Origin of the sequence: Shinella sp. HZN7, assembly GCF_001652565.1 — a bacterium.
Classification (GTDB): Bacteria; Pseudomonadota; Alphaproteobacteria; order Rhizobiales; family Rhizobiaceae; genus Shinella; species Shinella granuli.
Genome location: NZ_CP015736.1, coordinates 4158742 through 4184639, shown reverse-complemented (window position 1 = coordinate 4184639; position 25898 = coordinate 4158742). Strand labels below are relative to the sequence as shown.

Below are 25898 nucleotides of genomic sequence, written 5' to 3'. Positions count from 1 at the left end.
GGCTTTTTTGTGCTCAGGCGGGGGGCGTGCCGTTGTCGGCGAGAACGTCGCCGACGAGGTAGAGCGAGCCGCCGATCAGGATGCGCGGCGGCACGTCGTCCTCCTCGGTGATGCGGGCGATTTCGGCGAGCGCATCGGCAACGGTCGACAGTGGTTCGGCCTCCAGGCCGGCGCGGGCCGCGTCAGCGGCAAGCGCCACGGGATCGAGGCCGGCATCTGAGCCGCGGATCGGCACGGTGAAGACCCGTTCGGCAAGGCCGCCGAAGGGCTCGAAATAGCCGACCGGCTCCTTGGTGTTGATCATGCCGGTGACAAGGAAGAGCGGACGCGGCTCGCGCTCCTCGAAATTCGCCATGGTTTCGGCGATGACCTGGCCGGCGCCGGGATTGTGCCCGCCATCGACCCAGATCTCGCTGCCGCGCGGGGCAAGCCGCAGGAGCGCGCCGTCCGTCAGCCGCTGCAGGCGGCCCGGCCATTCGACGCGGGCAAGGCCCTGCTCCAGCGCCCGTTCGGAAACGGCAAGGCCGGCGGCCTTGACGGCGCGGATCGCCGCGGCGGCATTGGCATATTGATGGCGGCCGGGCAGGCGCGGCAACGGCAGGTCGGCAAGGCCGAATTCGTCCTGGTAGACGAGCCGGCCGAATTCCTCATGGGCCATAAAATCCTGGCCGTAGACGGCATGCGGGCAGCCGAGCCGTTCGGCGGTCTCGACCAGCACGTCGCGGGCTGCCTCTTCCGACTGGTAGCCGATGACGACGGGCGCGCCGCGCTTCATGATGCCGGCCTTTTCCGCCGCGATCAGCTCGACGCGGTCGCCGAGATAGGCCTGGTGGTCGAGCGAGATCGGCATGATGACGGAAACGGCCGGGCGCGGGATGATGTTGGTCGCATCGAAACGGCCGCCGAGGCCGACCTCGATGATCGCCACGTCGGCCGGATGCTCGGAAAAGAGGAGGAAGGTGACGGCGGTCAGGATCTCGAAGACGGTGATCTTCTCGCCGCCATTGGCCTCCGCCACGCGGCGCACGGCATCGGCCAGCACGGCATCGCCGACCAGCGCGCCGCGCTCGCCCTTGACGGCGAGCCGGTAGCGCTCGTGCCAGTTGACGAGATGGGGGGAGGTGTGGACGTGGACGCCGAGGCCCTCGGCCTCCAGGATCGCCCGGCAGAAGGCCGTGACGGAGCCCTTGCCGTTGGTGCCGGCCACATGGATGACCGGCGGCAGTTTCAGGTGCGGATCGCCGAGGGCGGCAAGCAGCCGCGTGATGCGGTCCAGCGAAAGATCGAACCCCTTGGGATGGAGACCGAGAAGCTTCTCGATCTCCGCTGCCGCTTCGCTGGCCGTTACCATCGTCATGCCGCCCTCCGCCGGTCCGGCTTACTGGGCCGCGATGGCGAGCGCGTCATTGGTGACGGACGCGGTTGCCGGCTTCTTCATGAGGATCTTCAGAAGGCGGGCGAGCGTATCGGGAATGTCATGGCGCTTGACGACGAGGTCGACCATGCCGTGCTCCAGGAGGTATTCCGAGGTCTGGAAGCCTTCGGGCAGCTTCTCGCGGATCGTCTGCTCGATGACGCGCTTGCCGGCAAAGCAGATCTCGGCGCCCGGCTCGGCAAGGTGGATATCGCCCAGCATGGCGTAGGAGGCCGTCACGCCGCCGGTCGTCGGGTTGGTGAGCACGACGATATAGGGCTGGCCGGCCTCCTTCAGCATTTCCACGGCGACCGTGGTGCGCGGCAGCTGCATCAGCGAGAGGATGCCTTCCTGCATGCGCGCGCCGCCCGAGGCGGGGAACATGACGAGCGGGCACTTTTCGGCGATCGCCCGTTCGAAGGCCTTGATGATCGCCTCGCCCGCGGCGATGCCGAGCGAACCGCCCATGAAGTTGAACTCGTGCACGACGGCGACGATCTTGACGCCGCGCATCTTGCCGACGCCGGCGACGATCGTGTCCTCGAGGTCGGTCTTGGCGCGGCTGTCCTTCAGGCGGTCGGTGTATTTCTTCGAATCGCGGAACTTCAGCGGGTCCTGCGCCACCTTCGGCTGCTGCAGGGCCTCATAGACGCCGTCGTCGAAGAGGTCCTTGAGGCGGGCCTTGGCCGGCATCTTCATGTGGTAGCCAGAGGCGGGAATGACCCACTTGTTCTCCTCGAGATCGCGGTGAAACACCATCTCGCCGGTTTCCGGGCACTTGATCCAGAGATTTTCGGGAACATCCCGGTTGGGGCGGCCGAGCATCGAGTTGATCTTCGGCCGAACGTAATTCGTGATCCAGTTCACGGTCTAGACTCCCGTTAATCTGCGCAATCCCGGGAAAACCGCGTCATGCGTCTCCCGGAATCGCCTTTATCCGTTCCCATGTGGGAATTTCACTCCGCTGCCGCAAGGCGCGCGCCGCGCACGCCCGAGGCAAGGCTCATCACCAGCGTCTCGACGCCGGCGACGGTGGCGGCGCTCGCCGTGCCGTCCGCCGTCAGGCTGGAAGCGATCTGGTTGACGATCGCCGTGCCGACGACGACACCATCCGCCGAGGCGCCGATGGCGCGGGCATGTTCCGCCGTCTTGACGCCGAAGCCGACGCAGACCGGCAGCTTGGTATGCGCCTTGATGCGGCCGACCGCACCGCCGATCAGCGCGGGATCCGGCAGGGCCGAGCCGGTAATGCCGTTCATCGAGACGTAGTAGACGAAGCCGGACGTGTTCTTCAGGACGGCCGGCAGGCGCTTGTCGTCCGTCGTCGGCGTCGCGAGGCGAATGAAGTTGATGCCCTTGGCAAGCGCCGGCAGGCAGAGCTCGTCGTCCATTTCCGGCGGCAGGTCGACGACGATGAGGCCGTCGATGCCGGCCTCCAGCGCCTCGTCGAGGAAGCGCTCGACGCCGTAGATGTAGATCGGGTTGTAATAGCCCATCAGCACGATCGGCGTCGCATCATCGTCCTTTCGGAAGTCGCGGGCCATCTGCAGCGTCTTGGCCAGCGTCTGGCCGCCCTTCAGCGCGCGCTGGCCGGCGAGCTGGATGGCCGGGCCGTCGGCCATCGGGTCGGAGAAGGGCATGCCGAGCTCGATGACGTCGGAGCCGGCCTTCGGCAGCGCCTTCATGATCTCCAGCGAGCTGGCATAATCCGGATCGCCGCCCATGAAATAGGTGACGAGGGCCGGGCGGCCTTCGGCGGCGAGATCCGCAAAGCGTTTGTCCATGCGTGCGGTCATCTTAGAGCTCCATGCCGAGGATCTTGCCGACGGTGAAGATATCCTTGTCGCCGCGGCCGGAGAGGTTCATCAGGATGATCTGGTCCTTGCCCATCTTGGGCGCCCGCTTGATCACCTCGGCGATGGCGTGGCTCGGCTCCAGCGCCGGGATGATGCCTTCAAGCCGGGTAAGGAGCTGGAAGGCTTCCAGCGCCTCCTCGTCCATGATCGGCACATACTCGGCGCGGCCGATCTGGTGCAGCCAGGCATGCTCCGGGCCGATGCCGGGATAGTCGAGGCCGGCGGAGATCGAATGGCCTTCCTTGATCTGGCCGTCGGCATCCTGCAGCAGATAGGTGCGGTTGCCGTGCAGCACGCCCGGCGAGCCGGCGGTGAGCGAGGCACAGTGCTCGTCTCCGTCGAGCCCCTTGCCGCCCGCTTCGACGCCGACGATCCGGACGTTCTTGTCATCGAGGAAGGGATGGAAGATGCCGATGGCATTGGAGCCGCCGCCGACGGCCGCGACCACCATGTCCGGCAGGCGGCCTTCGGCTTCCAGCATCTGCTCGCGGGCTTCCGTGCCGATCACGGCCTGGAAGTCGCGCACCAGTTCCGGATAGGGATGTGGGCCGGCGGCGGTGCCGATCAGGTAATAGGTGTCCTCGACATTGGTGACCCAGTCGCGCAGCGCCTCGTTCATGGCGTCCTTCAGCGTGCCATGGCCGGCGGTGACCGGGCGAACCTCGGCACCGAGCAGCTTCATGCGGAAGACGTTGGGCGCCTGGCGCTCGACATCCGTCGCGCCCATGTAGACGACGCAGGGGAACCCGAAGCGCGCGGCGACGGTGGCCGAGGCCACGCCATGCTGGCCGGCGCCGGTTTCCGCGATTATGCGCGTCTTGCCCATGCGCTTGGCGAGAAGGATCTGGCCGATGCAGTTGTTGATCTTGTGCGAGCCGGTGTGGTTCAGCTCCTCGCGCTTGAAATAGATCTTCGCGCCGCCGAGATGCTGCGTCAGCCGCTCGGCATAATAGAGCGGGCTCGGGCGGCCGATATAATGCGCGCCGAGATGCTTCAGCTCTGCCTGGAAGGCCGGATCGGTCTTGGCCTTGTTCCACTCATCCTGAAGATCGAGGATCAGCGGCATCAGGGTTTCGGCGACGAAACGACCGCCGAAAATGCCGAAACGGCCGTCCTCGTCCGGACCCTCGCGGTACGAATTCAGGTTGGGTGACTGGTTCACTTGCCTCTCCCTGCGGCGGTCTGGCGTTCCGCTTCCCGTACCGCTTCAAAAAATGCGTCCATCAGGCCGAGGTCCTTGACGCCCGGGGCGCTCTCGACCCCGGAACTGGCGTCGATGCCCGGCGCGCCGGTCAGCCTTACGGCCTCGGCGAGGTTATCCTTGTTCAACCCACCGGAAAGCATGTAATCGACGCTTCCGTCAAGCAAATGCATGAGCGTCCAGTCGAAGGAGACGCCGTTGCCGCCCGGAAGCTCGGAGCCCGCCGGGGGCTTGGCATCGAAGAGGAACCGGTCGGCGATGCCGATATAGGGATCGATCTTCTTCAGATCGTCCGCCTCGCGCACCGAAAAGGCCTTCATGACGGGCAGGCCGTAAACGGCCTTGACGTTCAAAACGCGCTCCGGGCTTTCGCTGCCGTGCAACTGAAGGATATCGGGCGAGAGCTGGTCGACGATCTCGTCGAGGTCGTCATTGTCGGCATTGACAGTGACGGCGACGATCTTCACCCGGCCGCGCACCCGATCCGCGAGGCGTCCGGCGTCGGACGGCTCGATGTTGCGCGGGCTCTTGGGAAAGAAGATGAAGCCGATATGGGTGGCGCCGAGCGCCACGGCCCTGTCGACGGCCTCTTCGGTCTTCAGCCCGCAGATTTTGATGTCGAGTGGCGTTTCACGTTTCATGGGCGCAGGGAGTCGCACGAATCACCGGAAGAGTCGAGCCGAAAGACGGCACCTGAGCCTCGGGAAGCGCCACCCTTGCGCCCGCTTTGAACGGGCCCATATGGAAGGGGACTTTAGTTTGGAGATCCCCATGCGGCTCATCATCGCCATCCTTCTGCCCTTTCTCGTCTTCTTCACCATCGGGCGGCCGATTGCCGGCATCATCTGCCTCATCCTGCAGATCACGCTGATCGGCTGGCTGCCGGCCGCCATCTGGGCGGTCTATGCGCTGGGACAGTACAATACGGACAAGAAGATCCGCGAGGCGCTCGCCGATCGCGGCCGCTGAATTCAGCCGAAATCGACGGCGTGCAGCAGGCTGCCATTGCGCTTCAGCCAGCGCTTGGCATCCTCGGTCGTCGGGCAGAGCTGCTCGCACAGCGCCCAGAAGGCCGGGCTGTGGTTCATTTCCTTCAGATGCGCCACCTCGTGGGCGGCGAGATAATCGATCACGCCGGGCGGCGCCATGGCGATGCGCCAGGAGAAGCTGAGCGCGCCGTCCGCCGAGCAGGAACCCCAGCGGCTGCGGGTATCGCGCAGCGTCAGCGACTTCACGCGCTTGCCGATGCGGCCGGCATGCACGGCGACGAGCCGTTCCAGCTCCAGCCGGGCCTCCTTCTTCAGGAAATCGCAGATGCGGCGGGGAATGCTCTCCTCCATGCCGCCGACACGCAGCACCGCCTCGTCGTCGATGACCAGGGCCTCCGTCAGGCCGCGCAGCCGGCCGGTCGCCTCGATGCGATGGGAGACGCCGCGGATCATCACATAGCCGCCGTCCATGAGCTCGTTCGTCGTGCGGAACCTGGCGAGCTTCGTCATCAGCCAGCCCTGGTGGCGATCGAGGAAGTCGCGGATCTCGCGCTCGGCAATGCCGCTCGGCACCGTCATGCGCAGCGCCCGCCCGCCCGGCTCGATGCGCAGGGTGAGCCGCGTCGCGCGAAAATCCCGCCTTATGGTGAGCGGCAGGCGCTTGCCGTTGACGTCCATTTCCCGCCGCTCCGGCGGAGGCGGCGTCTTCAGGGCCTTTCTGGGCTTGCGAAGCGAGGGGAACATGCTGCCTTTCATAGCCGATTCGGCCGAAACTGAAACGCCCCGACGAAAAACCGGCGCTCGAGGCGCCGGTCTTTCCAGGGTCGCGATCCCTTTTCCTCCCTCATCCTCGGGCTCGCCTCGAGGATCCAACACCCGGCGGCATGGATGGTCGGGTCAAGCCCGACCATGACGGAGGGTGTGGGAGGCGGAATGCCCTATCTCCACGCGGTATCGTCCGTTCAGGTCGCCGGGAAGCCCGGGACGTCGCCCTGGCCCTTGGCGCGGCGTTCGCGCATGAAGCGGTCGAATTCCTCCTGGTCCTTGGCGCGGCGAAGCTCGCGGACATAGGAGTCGAATTCCTCGCGCATCTCGTCGAGCTTGCGGCGTTCCTCGTCGAGACGGGAGAGTTCGGCATCACGCCAGTCGTCGAAGGCGACGTTGCCGGTGGCGCTGCGGAAGGCGGAACCGCCGCGGCGGCCGAACTTGCCGCGGCAGGAGGCGAACATGCCGTCGACGGTATCGTTGGCGTCTTTCTTGAAGGATTTCAGACGGTCGCCGAAGATGATGTAGGCAAGCATGGCAAGGCCGAGCGGCCAGAACACCACGAAGCCGAGCACCATCAGGGCGATGGTCGCAGGCGTCCAGTCCGGACGAATAAGCGCTGACTGGTTCATGTGCAATCTTCCTCACGATCGGCGGAAACCACCCTGGTTTCCGGTGAATCCGATGTGGGCAGAGCACGGATCGCGTTCAAGACAATGCCCCGACAATTCGGGCAAGTGCCTGAAAGCGGACCAAAAAATCAGGCGCCAGCGCCAGCCTTGCCGCCCTTGATGACGCGCGGCGTCACGGGCTTTGCCTTTTCGCCACGGCCATGCTCGGCGATGAAGGACAGGATGCGCGGGGCAATCTCCCGGCGGAAGCGCGAGCCGTTGAAGACGCCGTAATGGCCGACATCCGGCTGCATGTAGTGCATGCGCATGTGGTCGGGGATGTTGGTGCAGATCGTCTGCGCCGCCTTCGTCTGGCCGACGCCGGAGATGTCGTCGTTCTCGCCCTCGACGGTGAGCAGCGCCACCTTGCGGATCGCCGTCGTATCGACCGGGCGCGAGCGGTGCATCATCTCGCCCTTCGGCAGCGCGTGCTTCATGAACACCGTCTCGACCGTCTGGAGATAGAATTCGGCGGTGAGATCCATGACGGCGAGATATTCGTCATAGAAGTCGCGGTGCTTTTCGGCCGCATCGCCGTCATTCTTGACCAGATGGGCGAAGAACTCCTTGTGGGCGATGACATGGCGGTCGAGATTCATCGACATGAAGCCCGACAGTTGCAGGAAGCCCGGATAGACCATGCGCATGAAACCGGGCTGCGGCCACGGCACGGGCATGATGACATTGTCGCGGAACCATTCGATCGGCTTTTCTTCCGCCAGCTTGTTGACGGCGGTCGGGTTGATGCGCGTGTCGATCGGCCCGCCCATCAACGTCATGGTGGAGGGCGACAGCGGGTCGTTGTCGGCTTCCATGACAGCGACGGCGGCCAGCACCGGCACCGCCGGCTGGCACACGGCGATGACATGGGTATCCGGCCCCAGCGCGTGCAGCATCTGGATGACGTAGTCGATATAGTCGTCGAGATCGAAGCCGCCGTCCGACAGCGGCACCATGCGCGCGTCCACCCAGTCGGTGATGTGGACCTCCGCATGCGGCAGCAGCGCCTCGACCGTGCCGCGCAGCAGCGTCGCATAGTGACCGGACATCGGCGCGACGATCAGGACCTTCGGGTCCTTGCGGTGGCCGGCCGGCAGACAGCGCTCGAAATGGACGAGATTGCAGAAGGGGCGCTGCCAGACGACCCTTTCATGCACGGAAACGCTCTGGCCGTCGATGAAGGCGGTCGGAAGGTCGAAATCGGGCTTGCCGTAGCGCCGGGTGCTGCGCTCCAGCACTTCGAAACCGGCGGCCATGGTGCGGCCGAAATAGGTGTGGGTGAGCGGATTGAGCGGGTTGCGGAAGGCGAGACGCATCTGGTCCGCCACGGCGCGCCAAGGTGCCATAACCGCATGGTTGAGTTCGTAGAGCTGATAATACATCGGACGCGATACCCCATTCTGGGTGCCGGGCTCAGAGCCCTCTGCACCGTGTCACCCCGGTTTCCGCAGATGCGAAAAGACTAACATGTTTTCGCTGCGTGGCAACACGCCGCATGGACATCCTAAACCTGTGAACCTTTCGCGGGCATGAACGGATTTAAGGCTTTTCATCGCGTTTTCAGCTTTCAGGCGATATGCGCACGACGGCCTTGATGAGACCCGATTTTTCGGTCGCCCAGCGGGCAAGGTCGACCGGGACATTTTCGAGCGTGGTGCGATGGGTCACCAGCGCCTCCACGGGCACGCGGCCGGCGCGGATGTTCGCCATCACATGCTCGAAATCGGCGCGTGTGGCATTGCGGCTGCCGATCAGCATCATCTCGCGCTTGTGGAACTCGGGATCGGAAAAGCGGATGTCCTCCTTCACCACGGATACGAGCACCAGCGTGCCGCCATGAGCGACATGGTGGAAGGCCGCCTCGATGGATTGCGCATAACCCGTCGCGTCGAAGACGGCTTCGAAGCCTTCGCCGCCGGTGGCCGCCAGCACCGCTTCGGCTGCACCGGGGCCGGCAAGGATGCCCTTTGCCAGGCCGAAGCGCTCCGCCGCCATGGCGAGCCGCTCGGCGGAGGTGTCCATCAGGGTGACGTCATGGCCGGCGATGCGCGAGAAGAGCGCCGTGCCGAGGCCGATCGGGCCGGCGCCGATGACGAGGGCGCGCGCGCCCACCGGCGCCAGCGACCGGCGCACCGCATGGGCGCCGATCGCCAGGAACTCCACCGTCGCCGCCGCCTCCAGCGACAGGCCGTCGGCCGGATAGAGATTGTCCGCCGGCAGCAGGATCTCCTCGCAGAACGCGCCGTCCGTGTGCACGCCGAGCACGCGGATCGCCGTGCAGCAGTTCGGCTTGCCCTGCCGGCAGGCGACGCAGGTGCCGCAGGAAAGATAGGGATTCACGACCACAGGCGCGCCGGCGGCAAGCGGGCTCGTGCCGGGATCGAGGACGGTCGCCGAAACCTCGTGGCCCATCACCCGGGGATATTCGAGGAACGGGTGCTTGCCCTCGAAGATATGGTAATCGGTGCCGCAGATGCCGACATGGCTGACGGCGACGCGCACCCAGCCCTCCGGCAGGTCGGCCGGGTTCGCGCGCTCGACTGCTTCGAGGTGGCCGGGTTCCACACAGACGACGGCTTTCATCTCAACGGCTTCCGCGGCGGCGCAACTGGTCGAAATAGACGATGACGATGATCAGGAGGCCGGTGATGATTCGCTGCCAGAAGGAATTGAGGTTGAGGAGGTTCGCGCCGTTGTTGATGGTCGCGAGGATGAAGGCGCCGAGCAGCGGGCCGTGCACCGAGCCGACCGCGCCGAAAAGGCTGGTGCCGCCGATGACGGAGGAGGCGATGGCCTGCAGCTCCCAGCCCTCCGCCTGCGTGGCGTTGCCGATGCCGATGCGCGAGGCGAGCAAGAGGCCGACGAAGGCGGCGCAGGTGGCCGACAGGATATAGGCGAGATAGATGGTGCGGTCGACATTGACGCCGGAAAGCCGCGCCGCCTCCTTGTTCGAGCCGACCGCGAAGAGATAGCGCCCCCAGCGCGAGAGATGCAGAAAGACGAAGGCGGGGATGGCCACCAGGATGACCATCCAGAACAGGCTCGGCACGCCGAGGAAATCGGCGCGGGAGAAGTTCGTGAAGCCTTCGTGGCTGATCGAGATCGTCGAACCGTTGGTGATGAGCAGGCCGATGCCGCGCAGCGAGGTCAGCGTCGCCAGCGTGATGATGAAGGGCGGCAGGCCCATGCGCACGATGCCGAAGCCGTGAAAGGCACCGATGGCGACGCCGATCAGCAGCGTCAGGATGATCGACAGCCAGAGCGGCACGCCGGCCTGCAGCAGCCAGGCGACGATGACGCTGGTGAAGCCGACGATGGCCCCGACGGAGAGGTCGATTCCGGCCGTGATGATGACGAAGGTCTGGCCGACCGCCAGGATCGCCGTCATCGCCCCCTGGCGCAGGAGGTTGCTGATGTTGTTCGGCGTCCAGAAGGCATTGGTGGACAGGCCGAGCAGCAGCCAGAGGAACAGCAGCAACCCGAGCAGTGTCAGGCCGAGCAGGATGTTCGTGCCCTTCTTGGGTGCCGGTGCGCTTTCCGTCGTCGTGTCCACGCTCATGTTCTTCTCCCTTTTTTCGCGCGGCGGTTCAGATGCCGATGGCCTGGGTCAGGACGTCCTCGTGGGTGGCCGCCCGGTGGTCGTGGCTGGCGACGAGCCGGCCGCCGCGGAAGACGTGCAGCCGGTCGGCCAGTTCATAGACTTCCGGCAGATAGGACGAGATGAGGATGATGCCGGCGCCCTGCTTCAGGAGTTCGCCGAACAGGCGGTAGATCTCCGCCTTGGTGCCGACGTCGACGCCGACGGTCGGCTCGTCGAAGATGAACAGCCGCGCGCCGTGGCTCAGCCACTTGCCGATGACGATCTTCTGCTGGTTGCCGCCGGACATGGCAGAGGCGAGCACGCGGCGCGACGGCGTCTTGATGCGCAGGTCGCGGATCTGCCGGTCGGCGTTGGCGGCCTCGTCGCCGCGGCGGATCGTCAGGCCGGAGCTCAGCCTCCTGAAGATCGGCAGGTTGATGTTGAGGCCGATCGGCAGGTTGAGGCAGAGCCCCTGGTCGCGGCGGCTTTCCGGGGCAAGCGCGATGCCGAGCTCCATCGCCTGGCGCTCGTTGCGGATCTCGACCTTCGCGCCGTCCCAGAAGATCTCGCCGGCCGAGACCGGCTGGCGGCCGTAGAGGCCGAGGGCGAACTCGCTGCGGCCGGCGCCGATCAGGCCGTAGAGGCCGACGATCTCGCCGGCGCGCACCGAAAGCGACACATCGCTGAAACCCGGGCCGGACAGGCCGCGCGTCTCGACGATGACCTTGCCGACCGGCACCTTCTCCTTGTGGTAGATCTGCTCGATCGAACGGTTGATCATCAGCGCGATCAGCTCGTTCTCGTTGGTCTCGCTTATCAGGCGCGTGCCGACATGGGTGCCGTCACGCAGCACCGAGACGCGGTCCGCCAGCTCGAAGACCTCCTCCATGCGGTGGCTGATATAGACGATCGTCACGCCCTGGTCGCGCAGCCGGCGAATGAGCCGGAAGAGCTGGGCCGATTCCTGGCGCGTCAGATAGGCGGTCGGCTCGTCGAAAATGAGGAAGCGGATGCCGCGCATGGCGGCCCGGGCGGTCGCGACGAGCTGCTGCTGGCCGATGGTGAGGCTGCCGAGAAGGGCGGCGGCCGGAAGCTGGAAGCCGAGATCGTCGAGCACCGCCTGGGCCGCGCGCTCCATCGCGCCCTTGCGCATCAGGCCGTAGCGGTTCATCTCGTCGCCGAGGAACATGTTCGCCGCCACCGAAAGATGCGGGCAGAGCACGACCTCCTGGTGCACGGCATTGATACCGCGGGAAATCGCCTCGTTCGGGGTCGCGAGCTGGACGGGCTTGCCGCACCAGAGCACCTCGCCGGCCGTGCGGCGGATGACGCCGGTCAGAAGCTTGATGAGGGTGGATTTGCCGGCGCCGTTCTCGCCGACGATGGCGTGGATCTCACCGGCAAGGAACGTGATCGTCGCCGGCTTCAGCGCTTCCACGAGGCCGTATTTCTTCTGCAGTCCACGCAATTCGAGGATGGGCGCGCCGCGCGGCACCGCTTCGGATTCGGCGAGCTTCGCCTCGTCTTCATGCCGATGGCTGAGCTCTTCCAGGCTGCTCATCGCTGTCTCCTCCTGACTGCGTGGAAAGCGTCCCGCCCGGATCATGCGGTCCGGGCGGGGGATCGTCAAACGCTTCGCGGGAAGCGATCAGATCTTCGGGTTGAGCAGCGCGTCGATCTTCGGATCGGCCATGTTTTCCTGGGTCACGAGGTTCGCGCCCGTGTCGACGAAGGTTTCGACCTTCTCGCCCTTGGAGACCGCGAGCGCCGTCTTCACGCCGTCATAGCCCATGCGGTAGGGATCCTGCACGACGAGGCCGGCCAGCACGCCTTCCTTGAGGAAGCCGACGGTCTTTTCGTCCGAATCGAAGCCGATGACCTTGATCTTGTCGCCGAGCTTGTTTTCCGCGATCGCCTGGCCGACGCCCTGCGCCATGATGAGGTTGGAGGCGAAGACGCCGACGAGGTTCGGATTGGCGGTGATGAGGTCAGTCATCATGTTGAGGCCGGTGGTGGCCTGGCCGTCCGCATACTTGTCCGCCACCACGGTCAGGCCCGGATATTTCGTCTTGACCTGGTCGAGGAAGCCCTCGCGGCGCTGGTCGAGCGAGCCGACGCCCGGCAGGCTGGTGATGATGGCGATCTCGCCCTCTTCCTTGCCCGTTGCGGCCTTGATCGCCGCGGCAAGGCCGTCCGCCGCGATGCGGCCGCCCTGGACGTTGTCCGTCGTCAGGAACGAGGTGAAGGCCTGGGAGTCAGCGCCCGAATCGATGCCGATGATCGGCACGGACTTGGCTGCCTCGTCGACCGGCTTGCCGAGCGCCTTGAATTCCGTCGGCGAGATGACGACGGCCGCCGGTCCGCCGGCCACGGCGTTTTCGAGGATGCTGATCTGGCCGTTGATGTCGGATTCCGACTGCGCGCCGAGTTCCGGCACGTTGACTCCGAGGTCCTTGCCCGCCGCGCGTGCCCCGGCGAGCACGATCTGCCAGTAGAAGGACGTCGTGTCCTTGACGATGATCGGGATGGTGACGTCCTGCGCGAAGGACGCGGCAGGGTTCATGGTGGCGAGGACTGCGGCACCCGCAAGCGCCGTGAAGGCGCGGCGAGACAGAAGCGATCTTACAATGCTCATCAGGTTTCTCCTCTCAAATGCTTCCCGTTCCTGTTGGGATCGCGTCGCGGGAAGCGGACAACTCGATCTTTTATCGATAAAAAACATATTTTGATCACGCTACACCCGCCTGCCCGGGCTGGCAAGCAAGCGGCCTTTCACGAAAACGCGTCCCTTGAAACTGCTCCAGTCCATGCCATCCGTCCTCCCAAACGGCGGCCGCCCGGCGGCTAGACCCGAAAAACCTCGTGCGGGTGCACGACACCCTTTTTCAGAATGATATTGCCATAGAGGCGGAACTCCGTCGTGGCGACGATATAGGCCGCCTTCCGCGCCATCTCGTAGAAGGCGAAGCGCTCGACCGCATGCACCGTGAAATCGCCGGCCAGCCGGTGGACGAGATCCTGGAAGGTCGCGCAGACCTCGGGCACCGCCGCGGGATCGCCGACCACCTCCATGCGCCAGACGGCCTGCGGGACGAAGGTATCGAGCGGCATATGCGCGAGGATCGCTTCGGTGATCGACACGGCATCGACCCCGTCGGCCCGGATGACCTTCGGGCCGAGGAAACTCGAGGGGAAATTGGCGTCGGCGATGACGATGTCGTCGCCATGGCCCATGGTCCGGATGGCGTGCAGCAGGTCCGGCCCGAGCAGCGGATGAATGCCTTTCAACATGCCCTGGCGATCCTCCCAGATCGAAATCATTGCCGGACGGCGTTTTCCCCGAGGTCCGGCGCGACCACTATATGCGGCTCGAAAGCCGGGTAAATGTCTTTCGGCAGGTCCATGCGCGCCAATGCGATGTTGCGGCGCAGGCTCTCCGGCTTCGCGGTGCCGATCAGCACCGAGGCGACGGCCGGGTGGCTGAGCGGAAACTGGAGGGCCGGCGCGGCGAGCGGCACACCCCCTTGCTGCGCGATCGCCATCATCGCGCCGACCTTGGCCACGACATCAGGCGTTGCCGGCATGTAGTCGAAATGCGCGCCCTCCACCGGCCCCGTCGCCAGGATGCCGGAATTGAAGACGCCGCCGACCACCAGGGACGTGCCCTTCTTCCCGCACAACGGCAGCAGCTCCGCGACAGCCGAGCGGTCGAGCAGCGTGTAGCGGCCGGCGAGCAGGATGCAGTCGAGATCGGCGTTCCCGAGCACGTCAAGGCAGACCGGCACCTCGTTGACGCCGAGCCCGTAGGCCTTGATGACGCCCGACGCCTTCAGTTCCTCCAGCGCCTTGAGGCCGGACTCCAGCAGTTGGCGCAGATGGAAGGCGTTGCGCTCGGCTCCATGCGTGTAGACGCCGATATCGTGCACATAGAGAATATCGATGCGGTTCAGCCCGAGGCGGGCATGGCTGAGCTCGACGGAGCGCATGATGCCGTCATAGCTGTAGTCGTAGCGCACGTCGAAGGGCAGCGGTTCGACATAGCCGTAGCTCGGCACCTTGTCGTCCGCGACCGGCACCATGATGCGGCCGACCTTGCTGGACAGCACCCAGCTGCCCTTCGGCTTGTCGCGCAGGAAATCGCCGATGCGGCGCTCCGCAAGGCCGAAACCGTACCAGGGCGCGGTATCGAAATAGCGAAGGCCCTCGTCCCAGGCGAGCTGAAGCGTCGCCATCGCCGCATCGCGGGGCAGGCCCGGTAAAGACCGCCCAGCGCCGCGGTGCCGAAACTGAATTCGGTCACAGCAAGAGCCGTCCTGCCGATGGTCCGCGTCTTCATTGAGCCTCCCCGCCGGCGTCCTCCCGCCGTCGTTTGTCTTTTATCGACAATAGACAGATTATCGTCAATGGGTAATATGCGGGAAGGAGGAAACGGGGAGATGACGGCGCCGGCGCTTCAAGCGACCCGCGTCTGGCCTTTCGCCCGGTCAGCCCGTAAGGGACGCAACAGACCAGAAAACCGGCGGCACCCATGGCCAAACAGAACACCGTCTTCAAGGACGCCTTCAATCGCTGCCTGAAACTGCTGGAGCAGACCGCGAACCTGCCTTCGGAGCCGGAACTCGGCGCCACGCTCGGCATCAGCCGCACGACCGTCCGCGCGATCCTCACCCGACTGGAGGAGGTCGGCCTTCTCACCTGGGAGAAGCGGCGCAAGATCGTGCTGCGCAAGCCGGTCGCCGCCGATTATTTTCCGACCGAAGAAACGGATTCGCTCTCCGAGATCATCGAACGCAGCTTCATGCGCCGGATTCTCGCCGGCGGCGCCGAGCCGGGCATGCAGATCAACGAACTGGAACTCGCCCGCGAGATCGGCATCGGCACGACGAGCGTGCGCGAATTCCTCATCCGCTTCAGCCGCTTCGGCCTCATCGAGAAACGGCCGAACAGCCATTGGGTGCTGAAGGGCTTTACCCGGGACTTCGCGCTGGAGCTGACGGAAGTGCGCGAGATGTTCGAGCTGCGCTCGGCCACCGCCTTCGCCCGCCTGCCGGAGGATCATCCCGCCTGGCAGGAACTCGACGCGATCGAGGCGGTACACCACGCGATCCTCGCCGACATCGAGAACCGCTACCGGGATTTCTCCGAGCTGGACGAGCGCTTCCACCTCCTCGTGCACCGGGCCTCGAAGAACCGCTTCATCGTCGATTTCTACGACGTCATCGCCATCGTCTTCCACTACCACTACCAGTGGAACAAGACGAATGCCCGCGAGCGCAATGCCCGGGCTCTGGAAGAGCACCTTGCCTATATCGCGGCATTGCGCTCGCTCGATCCGATCGAGATCGAGCTGGCCTGCCGGCAGCACCTGAAATCCGCGCGCGAAACGCTCCTGCAATCGATCAACTGACGAGGACGGCCCTCCCCGGAGCGCTTCCGGCGCAGTCCGGCACGCCGAAACGGCTATAGGCTATTGTTTTTACCGCACGTCCATCCGAGAGGCCTTCACGTCGGATGGACGTGCGGGAGCGGTCAGTAACCGCCGCCGCGCTTTTCGCTCCCCTCTTCGCCGAGGAAGCTGCGGCGCAGGGCCTCGGCGGCCGATACCAGGCAATTGACGTCGGTGCCGATCGCCATGAAATCCGCGCCGAGATCGCGGTAGACCGCGGCCTGCGGCAGCGACACGGTCATGATGCCGCGCGCCTTGCCATGGGCCTTTGTGCGCGCGAAGATATGGGTGATCGCCGCAAGCACCTCCGGCGCGCCGGGATTGCCGAGGAGCCCCATGTCGGCGGCAAGATCCGACGGGCCGATGAAGATGCCGTCGACGCCCTCCACCGCCGCGATCTCGTCGATCGCCGCAAGGCCGGCCCGGCTTTCGACCTGCACGATGAGGCAGATCTCGTCATTGGCGGTCGTCAGGTAATCCGGCGTGCGGTTGAAGTCGCTCGCGCGGCCGAGGCCGGCGCCGACACCGCGGATGCCGTGCGGCGGATAGCGCACCGCGCGCACCAGCGCCTCGGCCTCCTTCGCCGATTCGACCATCGGGATGAGGAAGGTCTGCGCGCCCTGGTCGAGCAGTTGCTTCAGGATCCAGGCCTCGCCCATCGGCGGGCGGACCATGGCATGGGTCGGCGAGCGGTGCAGCGCCCCGATCTGCGCGCTGATCAGCGGCATGTCGTTCGGCCCGTGCTCGCCGTCGATCAGCAGCCAGTCATAACCGCTGCCGGACAGGATTTCCGCCGCATAGGCACTGCCGAGCGCCGCCCACAGGCCGAGCTGGAACCGGCCTTCGCGAAGCGCGGCCTTGAAAGTGTTTTTCGGTGCTGCCACGATTTTCCCTCTCAAAACAAAACCGGCCGGACGATGCCGGCCGGGTCTTTCCTGTCATCTGATCTCAGGCGATGCCGCCGAGGCAGACATATTTGATCTCGGTGAACTCCTCGATGCCGTATTTCGAGCCCTCGCGGCCGAGGCCGGAGAGCTTGACGCCGCCGAACGGGGCTTCCGCCGTCGAGATCAGACCGGTGTTGACGCCGACCATGCCATATTCCAGTGCCTCGGCGACGCGGAAGACCCGCGACAGGTCCTTGGCGTAGAAATAGGAGGCAAGGCCGAATTCCGTGTCGTTCGCCTGGGCAACGACGTCGTCCTCGTCCGTAAAGCGGAAGAGCGGCGCGACGGGGCCGAAGGTCTCCTCGCGGGCGACGGCCATATCGGGCGTCACGTCGGCAATGACGGTCGCCTCGTAGAAGGTGCCGCCGAGCGCATGCCGCTTGCCGCCCCGCACCACGCGGCCGCCCTTCTTCACTGCGTCGGAAACGTGCTCCTCGACCTTTTCGAGCGCCGCCTGGTCGATCAGCGGGCCGAGCACGACGCCGTCATCGAAGCCGTTGCCGGTCTTCAGCTTGCCGACGGCGGCGGCAAGCTTTTCGGAAAAGGCGTCATAGACGGCATCCTGCACATAGATGCGGTTGGCGCAGACGCAGGTCTGGCCGTTGTTGCGGAATTTTGCGATCAGCGCGCCCTCGACGGCCGCATCGAGGTCTGCGTCGTCGAAGACGATGAAGGGGGCGTTGCCGCCAAGTTCCAGGCCGAGCTTCTTGATGGTCGGGGCGCACTGCTTGTAGAGCTCGGCGCCGATTTCCGTCGAACCGGTGAAGGTGAGCTTGCGCACGGTCGGGTTGGCCGTGAGCTCCGCGCCGATCTCGCGGGCAGAGCCCGTGATGACCGAGAAGAGGCCGGAAGGAAGGCCGGCGCGCTCGGCGAGGATGGCGATGGCGATGGCCGAGAAGGGCGTCTGCGAGGCGGGCTTCAGCACCATGGCGCAACCGGCGGCAAAGGCCGGGCCGGCCTTGCGGGTGATCATGGCGTTCGGGAAGTTCCAGGGCGTGATGGCCGCGACGACGCCGATCGGCTGCTTCATCACGAGGATGCGCTTGTCCTTCTGGTGGCCGGGCACGATGTCGCCATAGAGGCGACGGGCTTCTTCGGCGAACCATTCGACGAAGCTTGCGCCATAGACGATTTCGCCGGTGGCCTCGGCCAGCGGCTTGCCCTGCTCCATCGTCAGGATGCGGCCGAGATCGTCCTTGTTCTCGACCATCAGCTCGAACCATTTTCTGAGCACGGCCGAACGCTCCTTGGCGGTGCGGGCGGCCCAGCCCTTCTGTGCGGTCGCCGCGGCGTCGATCGCCTCTTTCGTCTCCTTCGCGCCGAGCTTGGGAACGTAGCCGACCAGTTCGCCCGTCGCGGGGTTCTTCACGGCGATGCCGCTGTCATCCGCCTCGATCCAGCGGGTGCCAACGAGGGCTGCCTGGCGCAGCAGGCTCGGGTCTTTGAGGCTCATCGGATATCTCCCATTTCGCGATGCCGTTTCTCACATGTCGGAAGGGTTATATTGCCTCCCCCACCGGTTCGACAATGCGACAGGAACGCGATTTTACCGCTTCGCGCGACGCGCCGCCGGGTCTAAGGTCGGCCGGCCAAACTGACATTCGAGGCTTGCAATGACCCATCCGACCGGCCGCACCGCGGACCACGCCATCGACCCCATCTACCTCGACCGCTGGTCGCCCCGCGCCTTCACCGGCGAGGCGATGCCGCATGAGACGCTGCTTTCACTGTTCGAGGCGGCGCGCTGGGCACCCTCCGCCGCCAACGGCCAGCCCTGGCGCTTCGTCTACGGCCATCGCGGCACCGAGGCCTTCGAGCGGATCTACAACACGCTGGACGAGGGCAACCGCCGCTGGGCGGACAAGGCCGCCGTGCTCGCCGTGATCATCTCGCAGACCCACCGGGCGAACGCCGCCGGCGAGATGCGCCCGGCCTATACCCACGCCTTCGACACGGGCGCCGCCTGGGCCTATCTCGCCCTCGAAGCGACGCGCGCCGGCTATCATGCCCATGGCATGGGCGGCATCGACCGGGAGAAGGCGAGAGAGGTTCTCGGCATTCCCGACGGTTTCCGCGTGGAGGCGGCGCTTGCGATCGGCAAGATCGCCCCGAAGGAGACGCTGCCGGAGGATCTGATGAAGCGCGAGGTGCCGAGCGGGCGCAAGAAGGTGGAAGAGTTCGTCTCCGAAGGCCGCTTCGTGCCCTGAAACGGCTTGCAATGGGCGCACGGCCGCCTAGAGCATTTCCGCTTTTCTTCGAATCGCGAAAACGCTCTATCTGTTTGTTTTTACGCAATTCCGGACGCAAAACCGCTACGCACTTTTGCTGGAATTGCTCTAAGCCCCACCCTCTGTCGTCATCCTCGGACTTGACCCGAGGATCCATCGTCGCGCTCGGAGCGGTCGGGCAAGCCCGACCATGACGGAGGAGAGGGCAATATCTTTTCGATAAAAGAGAGCCGCCCTTCGGCGGCTCTCTTGCTTAGATATCGAGGTTGGCGACGCTGAGGGCGTTTTCCTGGATGAAGTCGCGGCGCGGCTCCACCTCGTCGCCCATCAGGCGGGCGAAGAGGCCGTCGGCGTCCGTCGCATCGGACACCCGCACCTGCAGCAGCGAGCGGACGTTCGGATCGAGCGTCGTTTCCCAGAGCTGCTCGGCATTCATCTCGCCAAGGCCCTTGTAGCGCTGCATGGATAGACCCTTGCGGCCGGCCGCAAAAACGGCGTCGAGCAGCGCGCGCGGACCGGAGATCTCGACCTGGCCGTCCTTGCGGCGCAGCACCGGCGGCACGGCATAGGTTTCCTGGAAGCGAGCCGAAAGCTGGTCGATATGGCGGGCATCGGACGAGCCGATCAGCGCCATGTCGATATGCGCGAACTCCTTGACGCCGCGCACCATGCGCTCGAAGCGCAGGCCGCCATCCGGGGCGACGGACCCGGTCCAGCCGCGCTCCGTCTCCTCGGCGATGAGATCGAGCCGGCGGGCGACCTCTTCCGCCTTGGCGGCATAGGCCTCGCGGTCGTGGCTGAGCTCGAGGTTCAGCGCACCGGCAATGGCCGCCTGTTCGATGATCGCGCGGCTGTAGCGCGAATGCAGGCCGTCGAGCAGCGTGCGCAGGCGCAGCGCATCCTGGATCAGCTCCAGGATATCCTGGCCGGCGCGCACTTCACCGGAACTCAGCTCCAGCGCCGCATCGTCGAGGCCGACGGCGACGAGGTAATCCTCCAGCGCCTTCTCGTTCTTCAGGTACTGGCTCGATTTGCCGCGCGCCACCTTATAGAGCGGCGGCTGGGCGATGTAGAGATGGCCGCGCTCGATCAGCTCCGGCATCTGCCGGAAGAAGAAGGTGAGCAGCAGGGTGCGGATATGCGCGCCGTCGACGTCTGCGTCCGTCATGATGATGATCTTGTGGTAGCGCAGCTTGTCGGCGTTGAACTCGTCCTTGCCGATCGAGGTGCCGAGCGCGGTGATCAGCGTGCCGATCTCCTGGCTCGAGAGCATCTTGTCGAAACGCGCGCGCTCGACATTGAGGATCTTTCCGCGCAGCGGCAGGATCGCCTGGTTCTCGCGCGAGCGGCCCTGCTTGGCCGAGCCGCCGGCCGAATCACCCTCGACGAGGAAGAGTTCGGATTTCGCGGGATCGCGCTCGGAGCAGTCGGCGAGCTTGCCGGGCAGCGAGGAAATGTCGAGCGCACCCTTGCGCCGCGTCAGCTCACGCGCCTTGCGCGCGGCCTCGCGGGCGGCGGCGGCCTCGACCACCTTACCGACAAGCGTCCTGGCATCGGCGGGATGTTCCTCGAACCAGGTGGAGAGCGCCTCGTTGACGAGGTTCTCCACGGCCGGGCGGACTTCGGAGGAGACCAGCTTGTCCTTGGTCTGCGAGGAGAATTTCGGATCAGGAACCTTGACCGACAGCACCGCTGTCAGGCCTTCGCGGCAATCCTCGCCCTGCAGCGTCACCTTCTCCTTCTTGGTGATGCCGGATGTATCGGCATAGGAGACGACCTGGCGGGTCAGCGCACCGCGGAAGCCCGCCATATGCGTGCCGCCGTCGCGCTGGGGAATGTTGTTGGTGAAGCAGAGCACGTTCTCGTGGTAGCTGTCGTTCCACCACATTGCGACTTCGACGGTGATGCCGTCCTTCTCACCCCGGATGGCGATGGGCTTGGAGACCAGCGGCTTCTTCGCCCGGTCGAGATAGGTCACGAAGGCTTCGAGGCCCCCCTCGTACATCAATTCGTCCTGCTTGATATCCGAATGGCGGCGATCGGTGAGCAGGATGCGCACGCCGGAATTCAGGAAGGCGAGCTCGCGCAGGCGGTGTTCCAGCGTCGCATAGTTGAAATCGATGTTCGAGAAGGTCTCGGTCGAGGGCAGGAAAGTCACTTCCGTGCCCGTCTCGCTGCCGCACTCGCCCGTCACCGTCAGCGGGCCGTCGGCCACGCCATGGGTGAAGCTCATCTCGTGGATCTTGCCGCCGCGGCGGATCTTCAGCTTCAGCTTGACCGAAAGCGCATTCACCACCGAGACGCCGACGCCGTGCAGGCCGCCGGAAACCTTGTAGGAATTCTGGTCGAATTTGCCGCCGGCATGGAGCTGGGTCATGATGACCTCGGCGGCGGAGACGCCCTCTTCCTTGTGGATGTCGGTCGGGATGCCGCGGCCGTTGTCGGTCACCGTCACGGACCCGTCCGGATTGAGCGTGACCGTCACGATATCCGCATGGCCGGCAAGCGCCTCGTCGATCGCGTTGTCGACGACCTCGTAGACCATATGGTGCAGGCCCGAGCCGTCATCGGTATCGCCGATATACATGCCGGGGCGCTTGCGCACAGCATCAAGCCCCTTGAGGACCTTGATCGAGTCTGCGCCATATTCGGCCGGGCCGTTTTCGGTCTCGGGTGTGTCAGTCATTCAAACGTCTTTCCAGAGTGTTCGCGGAAGGCGGGAAGCGCGGCGAATCACCGCTTTCCAAGTCCTTGAATATAGGGATTTTGCCCTGAAGTTCCAAATCTGAGAGCGGTCAAACACGGCAGAATTCAGGGGATCAGCCGGGTTTTACCCGGTTATTGCATGCTTTTTCCAGAATACCGGCAAGACGGCGCACTGTCTCGGGCGGCAGGTCGCGGATTTCCGCCGAAAGCCGGTTGGCAAAGGCCGTATATTCCGGTGGCAGGCCCGACGTATCGACCACGACGCGCGGATCGGAAATCCGGGCGATACGGAACAGGTCCTCGGCCTCGTCCCAGATGACGTTGAAGTATCCCGCCACGCGCTGGAGGAAATCGAAGCTCGGCGTGCCGCGCTTGCCGTTCTCCAGCGCCGAAAGATAGGCCGGACTGACGCCGAGCGCCTTGGCCATGTCCTTCTGCGAAACGCCCTTGCGATCGCGCAGGTGCCGCACGGCCTTGCCGAAGGGTGTCGTCATCGTTTTTCTCCCGGATGCCGGGCAAGCCGGACATAGAGCGCGCCGTCGCCGCCGTGGTTGCGCGCCGCCGGCTCGTAGGAGGAAATCAGCGGCCGGAACTCCGGCAGGGAGAACCACAGCGGCACCGCCCGCTTCAAGGCGCCGTCGCTGCCGAGCGAGGTGCCCTTGCCGGTGATCACAAGCACATGGCGCAGGCCCCGTTCGTGCGCCCGGATGAGAAAGCCGAGCAGGAAGCCATGCGCCTCGCTCTGGATCATGCCGTGCAGGTCGATGCGCGCTTCCAGCGCCAGGCGGCCCTTGGCGATCTTGCGCTTGACCGGACGCTCCAGCGGGTGGTGCCGGGTCTCCTTGTCGCGGCCGATGGTGAGCGCGATGCCTTCGGCGGGCGGAGCGGATTTCGTCTTCTTCGGTTCCGGCTCGGGCTTCTTCTCGGCCTCCGGCTTTTCCGCGAAGGCCGCCTCGAACTCCGTCAGCGCGTCGAGCCTGCCCGGCAGTGCGCGCGTGCTGCGCGCCACCTTGCCCCAGAGGATACGGTCCTCGCTCGAAAGCGTCTTATCCTTCGGCATGGAGGTATCGCTCCGCCGCTGCCTTCGGCACGAGGATATGGAAGGTCGCCGCATTGCGCACATGGCCGGCCAGCGCGCCCGCCGCATCGCCCGAACCGGTGAAGATATCGCCGCGCGCCGGGCCGACGATCGCCGTTCCGGTGTCGAGCGCCAGCATCAGGCGGCGGAAGGGCTTGCCGCCGTCCATATGGGTGAGGCTGTCGCTCGAAATGAAGAAGGGCAGGCCGAAGGTGTGGATCATCCGGTCGACCGCGAGCGAACGGCCGGCGACGAGCGGCACTTTCGCCGCGGCGATCGGGCCGAGCGACAGATCTTCGACCCCGGCTTCCTTGAAGAAGATGAAGGAGCGGTTGTGCCGGAGCACGGCATCGACCTGATCCTCGTTGCGGGCCAGCCAGTCACGGATCGAAGCCATGGAGACGGTTGCCGCATCGATCTCGCCGCGGTCGATCAGCAGCTTGCCGATCGCGGAAAAGGGATGGCCGCTCTTGGCGGCGTAGGTGATTCGCCTGACCGACCCGTCCGGATAGACGAGCCGCGCGGCGCCCTGCACATGGGCGAAGAAGACGTCCACCTTCGAGCGGGCATAGGCGATTTCCAGCCCGCGGCCCGAGAGATAGCCGCGCTCGATCTCGCCGCGGTCGGGATGTTCGACGATGCCGCCGGCGGTCTGGAGCCCGAATGCAAAGCCCGGCGGGAAACCGGCCGGGCGATTGTTGTCGGCGATATCGACCAGATCCTCCGGCCGGGCGTAGAAGGGATGGCGGAACTCCGCGTCCGGCTCCGCCCGCACGGCGACCTCCGGCTCATAGAAGGCCGTGACGAAACCGGGCGAACCATCCGCCTTCTCGATGAGGAACGGCACGCACTGCGCCTCGAAGAAGGCGCGCACGGCGGCAGGCCCTTCCGGCTTCTCGTCCGCCGCCGCGTCGAGCAGAGCCAGAAGCTCGCCGGCAGTGATGCCGAGCGAGCCTGTCCTGTAGGGTTTTACGGTGCGGATGTGATCGCGGCAGCGGGCCATTGCCGATAGAAGCGCTGTCGGATCATCCTCGTTCCAGCCGGGAAGCGCCGAAAACCGGGCCGGAACCAGGCGATAGTCCATTGGCCTGCCTCGCTCAGCCTTCCGATTCGGTGGCGATCAGCTTCCAGTTCGGGTCGCGCGAGCGGGTGTCGCGGGCGAAGGTCCAGAGATCGTTGACCTCGGCCACCGTTTCCGCATCGCCCTCGATCAGCGTGCCGGACTTGTCATAGGTGGCCGAGATCAGCTGGCTGACGATGCGCAGCGTCACATTCGCCTCGCTGTCCTTGACCTCGGCGCTGACGATATCGGCCTTCTCGATGCCGACGAAGCTGGAGCGGACGACCTCCCCGTTTCTCTCGCGTTCCGAGATGGCCGCGTCGAAGCCTTCATAGACCTCGCGCGACAGGAGATTCTTCAGTGCCTTGCGGTCGCCGTCGGCAAAGGCGACGACGATCATTTCATAGGCCATGCGCGCGCCGTTGACGAATTCCTTCGGGTTGAAGGACGGGTCGACCTTGACGAGCTGGCGGAGCTGCTCGTTGAGCGGCGTGCCCGGTGCGGCAAAGCCATCGACGGACGCATAGGGATTTTCCTCCTCGTCCGTCCCATCCCGCCGCGGCAGGGTGACCACCTTGCCGCGATCGGCCGAATCAGCCTCGCCGGCGGCCTCGCGCTTGGAATAGGGATCGAAGGGCGGGCGCTCGCTGCCGGTGCGCCGGCCGAGCACGCTGCGCAGCTGCAGGAAGATGACCACCGCAGCCACCAGGAAAAAAATCGTCACAAAGTCGAATGAGCCCATTATCGATCCGCAGCCGTTTTCGTTTTTCTTGTTCCTTTCCCATATAGTCCGCAAAACCCGATCATTCAAATGGCGATGACGTGAATGCGACCAAGGCGCGCGCAAATGGCGCCGGCAGTATCGGCCCGCGCGAATCTGTGCGACAGTGAAGGCCATGCTGCGACGTCTCATTCCCCTCTTCATTCTCCTGCTGCCGCTGGCGGAGATCGCCTGCTTCATTCTTGTCGGACGGCGCATCGGCCTTTTTGCCACCCTGTCGCTGGTCGTGCTCTCGGCCGTCGCCGGCGTCGTGCTGATGCGCATCCAGGGGTTCGGCGTGCTTGCGCGGCTACGCCAGTCCGGCAAGCAGGGCCACGCGCCGGGCAAGGAAATACTCGATGCGGCGATGATCATGATCGCCGGCATCCTGCTGCTGATCCCCGGCTTCCTCACCGATATCGTGGGACTCGCCCTGTTTCTGCCGCCGGTCCGCGCGTTCCTCTGGAACCGGCTGATGCGCAACATCGTGGTCGTCGACATCGGCGGCACACGTCCCGGCAACCGGCCGCAGACAGATCCCCAGCGCACGATCGATCTCGACGAAAGCGACTTTCATCGCGATGGCCGGCCCTGACGGCGGGTTGTAAGCCCGGGGCTGAAATGCTAGATGGCCTGACTTTCCAGAGTCCCCGAGGATATTTCCATGACCGACGCAGCAACCGAGAACAACGCCGCGAGCCCCTCGCTCAACATTCTGGCGCAGTATGTGAAGGATTTCTCCTTCGAAAACCCGGGTGCACCGCGGTCGCTCCAGGCCCGTGACAAGGCGCCGGCGATCAACATCAGCGTCAACGTCAATGCGAACCCGCTCTCCGAGACGGACTTCGACGTCATCCTTTCGCTGAACGCGGAAGCCAAGGACGGCGACAAGATGCTCTTCAACGCCGAGCTCGCCTATGGCGGCGTCTTCCGCGTCACGGGCTTCCCGCAGGAGCACATGCTGCCGGTCCTCTTCATCGAGTGCCCGCGCCTGCTCTTCCCCTTCGCCCGCCAGATCATCGCCGACGCGACCCGCAATGGCGGCTTCCCGCCGCTGATGATCGACCCGATCGACTTTGCGCAGATGTTCACCCAGCGCATGGCCGAGGAACAGGTCAAGGCCAAGGTCAACGCCAACTGAGGCGAGCACCGGTATTCAACGAAAACGCCCGGCCACCTGGTGACCGGGCGTTTTCT

25 protein-coding genes and 1 pseudogene are annotated in these 25898 nt (G+C 65.2%); 5 read left to right on the top strand and 21 right to left on the bottom strand.

From position 1 onward, the window contains the following. Positions 1-13: 13 nt before the first annotated feature. The 5 genes from shn_RS20095 to shn_RS20075 all read right to left on the bottom strand — a co-directional run bounded on the left by shn_RS20095 (position 14) and on the right by shn_RS20075 (position 5112). Positions 14-1357 (bottom strand): folylpolyglutamate synthase/dihydrofolate synthase family protein, encoded by a 1344-nt coding sequence (locus tag shn_RS20095; protein ID WP_064332000.1) that lies wholly within the window; start codon positions 1355-1357, stop codon positions 14-16. 21 nt (positions 1358-1378) lie between these two features. Beyond that, positions 1379-2281, bottom strand: a complete 903-nt coding sequence (gene accD, locus shn_RS20090) for an acetyl-CoA carboxylase, carboxyltransferase subunit beta (protein WP_064331999.1) — start codon at positions 2279-2281, stop codon at positions 1379-1381. An 89-nt stretch (positions 2282-2370) separates the two neighbouring features. Continuing rightward, entirely contained in the window at positions 2371-3210 is an 840-nt protein-coding gene (trpA, locus tag shn_RS20085; RefSeq protein WP_064331998.1) for a tryptophan synthase subunit alpha, read from the bottom strand. Position 3211: 1 nt separating this feature from the next. Then, a complete protein-coding gene (gene trpB, locus shn_RS20080; RefSeq protein ID WP_064331997.1) occupies positions 3212-4432 on the bottom strand; it encodes a tryptophan synthase subunit beta in 1221 nt (406 codons plus the stop codon). Further along, on the bottom strand, positions 4429-5112 hold the full coding sequence (locus shn_RS20075) for a phosphoribosylanthranilate isomerase (RefSeq protein ID WP_064331996.1): 684 nt from the start codon (positions 5110-5112) through the stop codon (positions 4429-4431). The genes trpB and shn_RS20075 overlap by 4 nt, the downstream gene beginning before the upstream one ends. 130 nt (positions 5113-5242) lie before the next feature. Between shn_RS20075 and shn_RS20070 the strand changes: the two genes are divergently transcribed. Further along, positions 5243-5440, top strand: coding sequence for a YqaE/Pmp3 family membrane protein (locus tag shn_RS20070; protein WP_064331995.1), 198 nt, complete (start codon positions 5243-5245; stop codon positions 5438-5440). Positions 5441-5442: 2 nt separating this feature from the next. Here shn_RS20070 and shn_RS20065 read toward each other — a convergent pair whose 3' ends face one another. The 9 genes and pseudogenes from shn_RS20065 to shn_RS20025 form a co-directional block, all read right to left on the bottom strand. Then, positions 5443-6204, bottom strand: a complete 762-nt coding sequence (locus tag shn_RS20065) for a M48 family metallopeptidase (RefSeq protein WP_064331994.1) — start codon at positions 6202-6204, stop codon at positions 5443-5445. 218 nt (positions 6205-6422) lie between these two features. Beyond that, complete coding sequence (locus tag shn_RS20060; protein ID WP_064331993.1) at positions 6423-6857, bottom strand: DUF2852 domain-containing protein; 435 nt, start codon at positions 6855-6857, stop codon at positions 6423-6425. 128 nt (positions 6858-6985) lie between these two features. Further along, the gene (gene phaZ / locus shn_RS20055; protein WP_064331992.1) at positions 6986-8278 is read right to left on the bottom strand and encodes a polyhydroxyalkanoate depolymerase; all 1293 of its coding nucleotides are present in this window, start codon (positions 8276-8278) and stop codon (positions 6986-6988) included. A gap of 178 nt (positions 8279-8456) precedes the next feature. After that, complete coding sequence (locus shn_RS20050; protein ID WP_064331991.1) at positions 8457-9479, bottom strand: zinc-binding alcohol dehydrogenase family protein; 1023 nt, start codon at positions 9477-9479, stop codon at positions 8457-8459. A 1-nt stretch (position 9480) separates the two neighbouring features. Then, the gene (locus shn_RS20045; RefSeq protein ID WP_064331990.1) at positions 9481-10455 is read right to left on the bottom strand and encodes an ABC transporter permease; all 975 of its coding nucleotides are present in this window, start codon (positions 10453-10455) and stop codon (positions 9481-9483) included. Positions 10456-10483: 28 nt separating this feature from the next. Then, the gene (locus shn_RS20040; RefSeq protein WP_064331989.1) at positions 10484-12037 is read right to left on the bottom strand and encodes a sugar ABC transporter ATP-binding protein; all 1554 of its coding nucleotides are present in this window, start codon (positions 12035-12037) and stop codon (positions 10484-10486) included. Between the two features lie 87 nt (positions 12038-12124). Then, the gene (locus shn_RS20035; RefSeq protein WP_064331988.1) at positions 12125-13111 is read right to left on the bottom strand and encodes an ABC transporter substrate-binding protein; all 987 of its coding nucleotides are present in this window, start codon (positions 13109-13111) and stop codon (positions 12125-12127) included. Positions 13112-13320: 209 nt separating this feature from the next. Then, positions 13321-13767, bottom strand: a complete 447-nt coding sequence (locus shn_RS20030; RefSeq protein WP_064332716.1) for an RbsD/FucU family protein — start codon at positions 13765-13767, stop codon at positions 13321-13323. 26 nt (positions 13768-13793) lie between these two features. Beyond that, a pseudogene (locus shn_RS20025) lies at positions 13794-14812 on the bottom strand (aldo/keto reductase). Positions 14813-15004: 192 nt separating this feature from the next. On the opposite strand from shn_RS20025, the gene shn_RS20020 reads away from it, so the two are divergent. Continuing rightward, positions 15005-15883, top strand: coding sequence for a GntR family transcriptional regulator (locus shn_RS20020; protein ID WP_064331987.1), 879 nt, complete (start codon positions 15005-15007; stop codon positions 15881-15883). A gap of 122 nt (positions 15884-16005) precedes the next feature. Here the strand turns inward: shn_RS20020 and shn_RS20015 are convergent, their stop codons facing one another. Continuing rightward, positions 16006-16806: an aldolase/citrate lyase family protein gene (locus shn_RS20015; RefSeq protein WP_064331986.1), complete on the bottom strand. Its 801-nt coding sequence runs from the start codon at positions 16804-16806 to the stop codon at positions 16006-16008. Between the two features lie 64 nt (positions 16807-16870). Then, a complete protein-coding gene (gene gabD / locus shn_RS20010) occupies positions 16871-18322 on the bottom strand; it encodes an NADP-dependent succinate-semialdehyde dehydrogenase (RefSeq protein WP_064331985.1) in 1452 nt (483 codons plus the stop codon). 160 nt (positions 18323-18482) lie between these two features. Between gabD and shn_RS20005 the strand changes: the two genes are divergently transcribed. Continuing rightward, entirely contained in the window at positions 18483-19076 is a 594-nt protein-coding gene (locus shn_RS20005; protein ID WP_064331984.1) for a nitroreductase family protein, read from the top strand. A 274-nt stretch (positions 19077-19350) separates the two neighbouring features. Here the strand turns inward: shn_RS20005 and gyrB are convergent, their stop codons facing one another. The 5 genes from gyrB to shn_RS19980 all read right to left on the bottom strand — a co-directional run bounded on the left by gyrB (position 19351) and on the right by shn_RS19980 (position 24683). Next, the gene (gene gyrB, locus shn_RS20000) at positions 19351-21783 is read right to left on the bottom strand and encodes a DNA topoisomerase (ATP-hydrolyzing) subunit B (RefSeq protein ID WP_064331983.1); all 2433 of its coding nucleotides are present in this window, start codon (positions 21781-21783) and stop codon (positions 19351-19353) included. 133 nt (positions 21784-21916) lie between these two features. Next, on the bottom strand, positions 21917-22297 hold the full coding sequence (locus shn_RS19995) for a helix-turn-helix domain-containing protein (RefSeq protein ID WP_064331982.1): 381 nt from the start codon (positions 22295-22297) through the stop codon (positions 21917-21919). Next, complete coding sequence (locus shn_RS19990) at positions 22294-22863, bottom strand: Smr/MutS family protein (protein ID WP_064331981.1); 570 nt, start codon at positions 22861-22863, stop codon at positions 22294-22296. Before shn_RS19990 ends, shn_RS19995 begins: the two co-directional genes overlap by 4 nt. Continuing rightward, positions 22850-23965, bottom strand: a complete 1116-nt coding sequence (locus tag shn_RS19985) for a murein transglycosylase A (protein ID WP_064331980.1) — start codon at positions 23963-23965, stop codon at positions 22850-22852. The genes shn_RS19990 and shn_RS19985 overlap by 14 nt, the downstream gene beginning before the upstream one ends. A gap of 13 nt (positions 23966-23978) precedes the next feature. Further along, complete coding sequence (locus shn_RS19980) at positions 23979-24683, bottom strand: Tim44/TimA family putative adaptor protein (protein WP_064331979.1); 705 nt, start codon at positions 24681-24683, stop codon at positions 23979-23981. Positions 24684-24837: 154 nt separating this feature from the next. Here shn_RS19980 and shn_RS19975 point away from each other — a divergent pair, with 154 nt between their 5' ends. Together shn_RS19975 and secB are read left to right on the top strand one after the other, a co-directional pair. Continuing rightward, on the top strand, positions 24838-25296 hold the full coding sequence (locus shn_RS19975; RefSeq protein ID WP_064331978.1) for an FxsA family protein: 459 nt from the start codon (positions 24838-24840) through the stop codon (positions 25294-25296). A 69-nt stretch (positions 25297-25365) separates the two neighbouring features. Then, a complete protein-coding gene (secB, locus tag shn_RS19970; RefSeq protein ID WP_064331977.1) occupies positions 25366-25842 on the top strand; it encodes a protein-export chaperone SecB in 477 nt (158 codons plus the stop codon). The last annotated feature ends 56 nt before the right edge of the window (positions 25843-25898 follow it).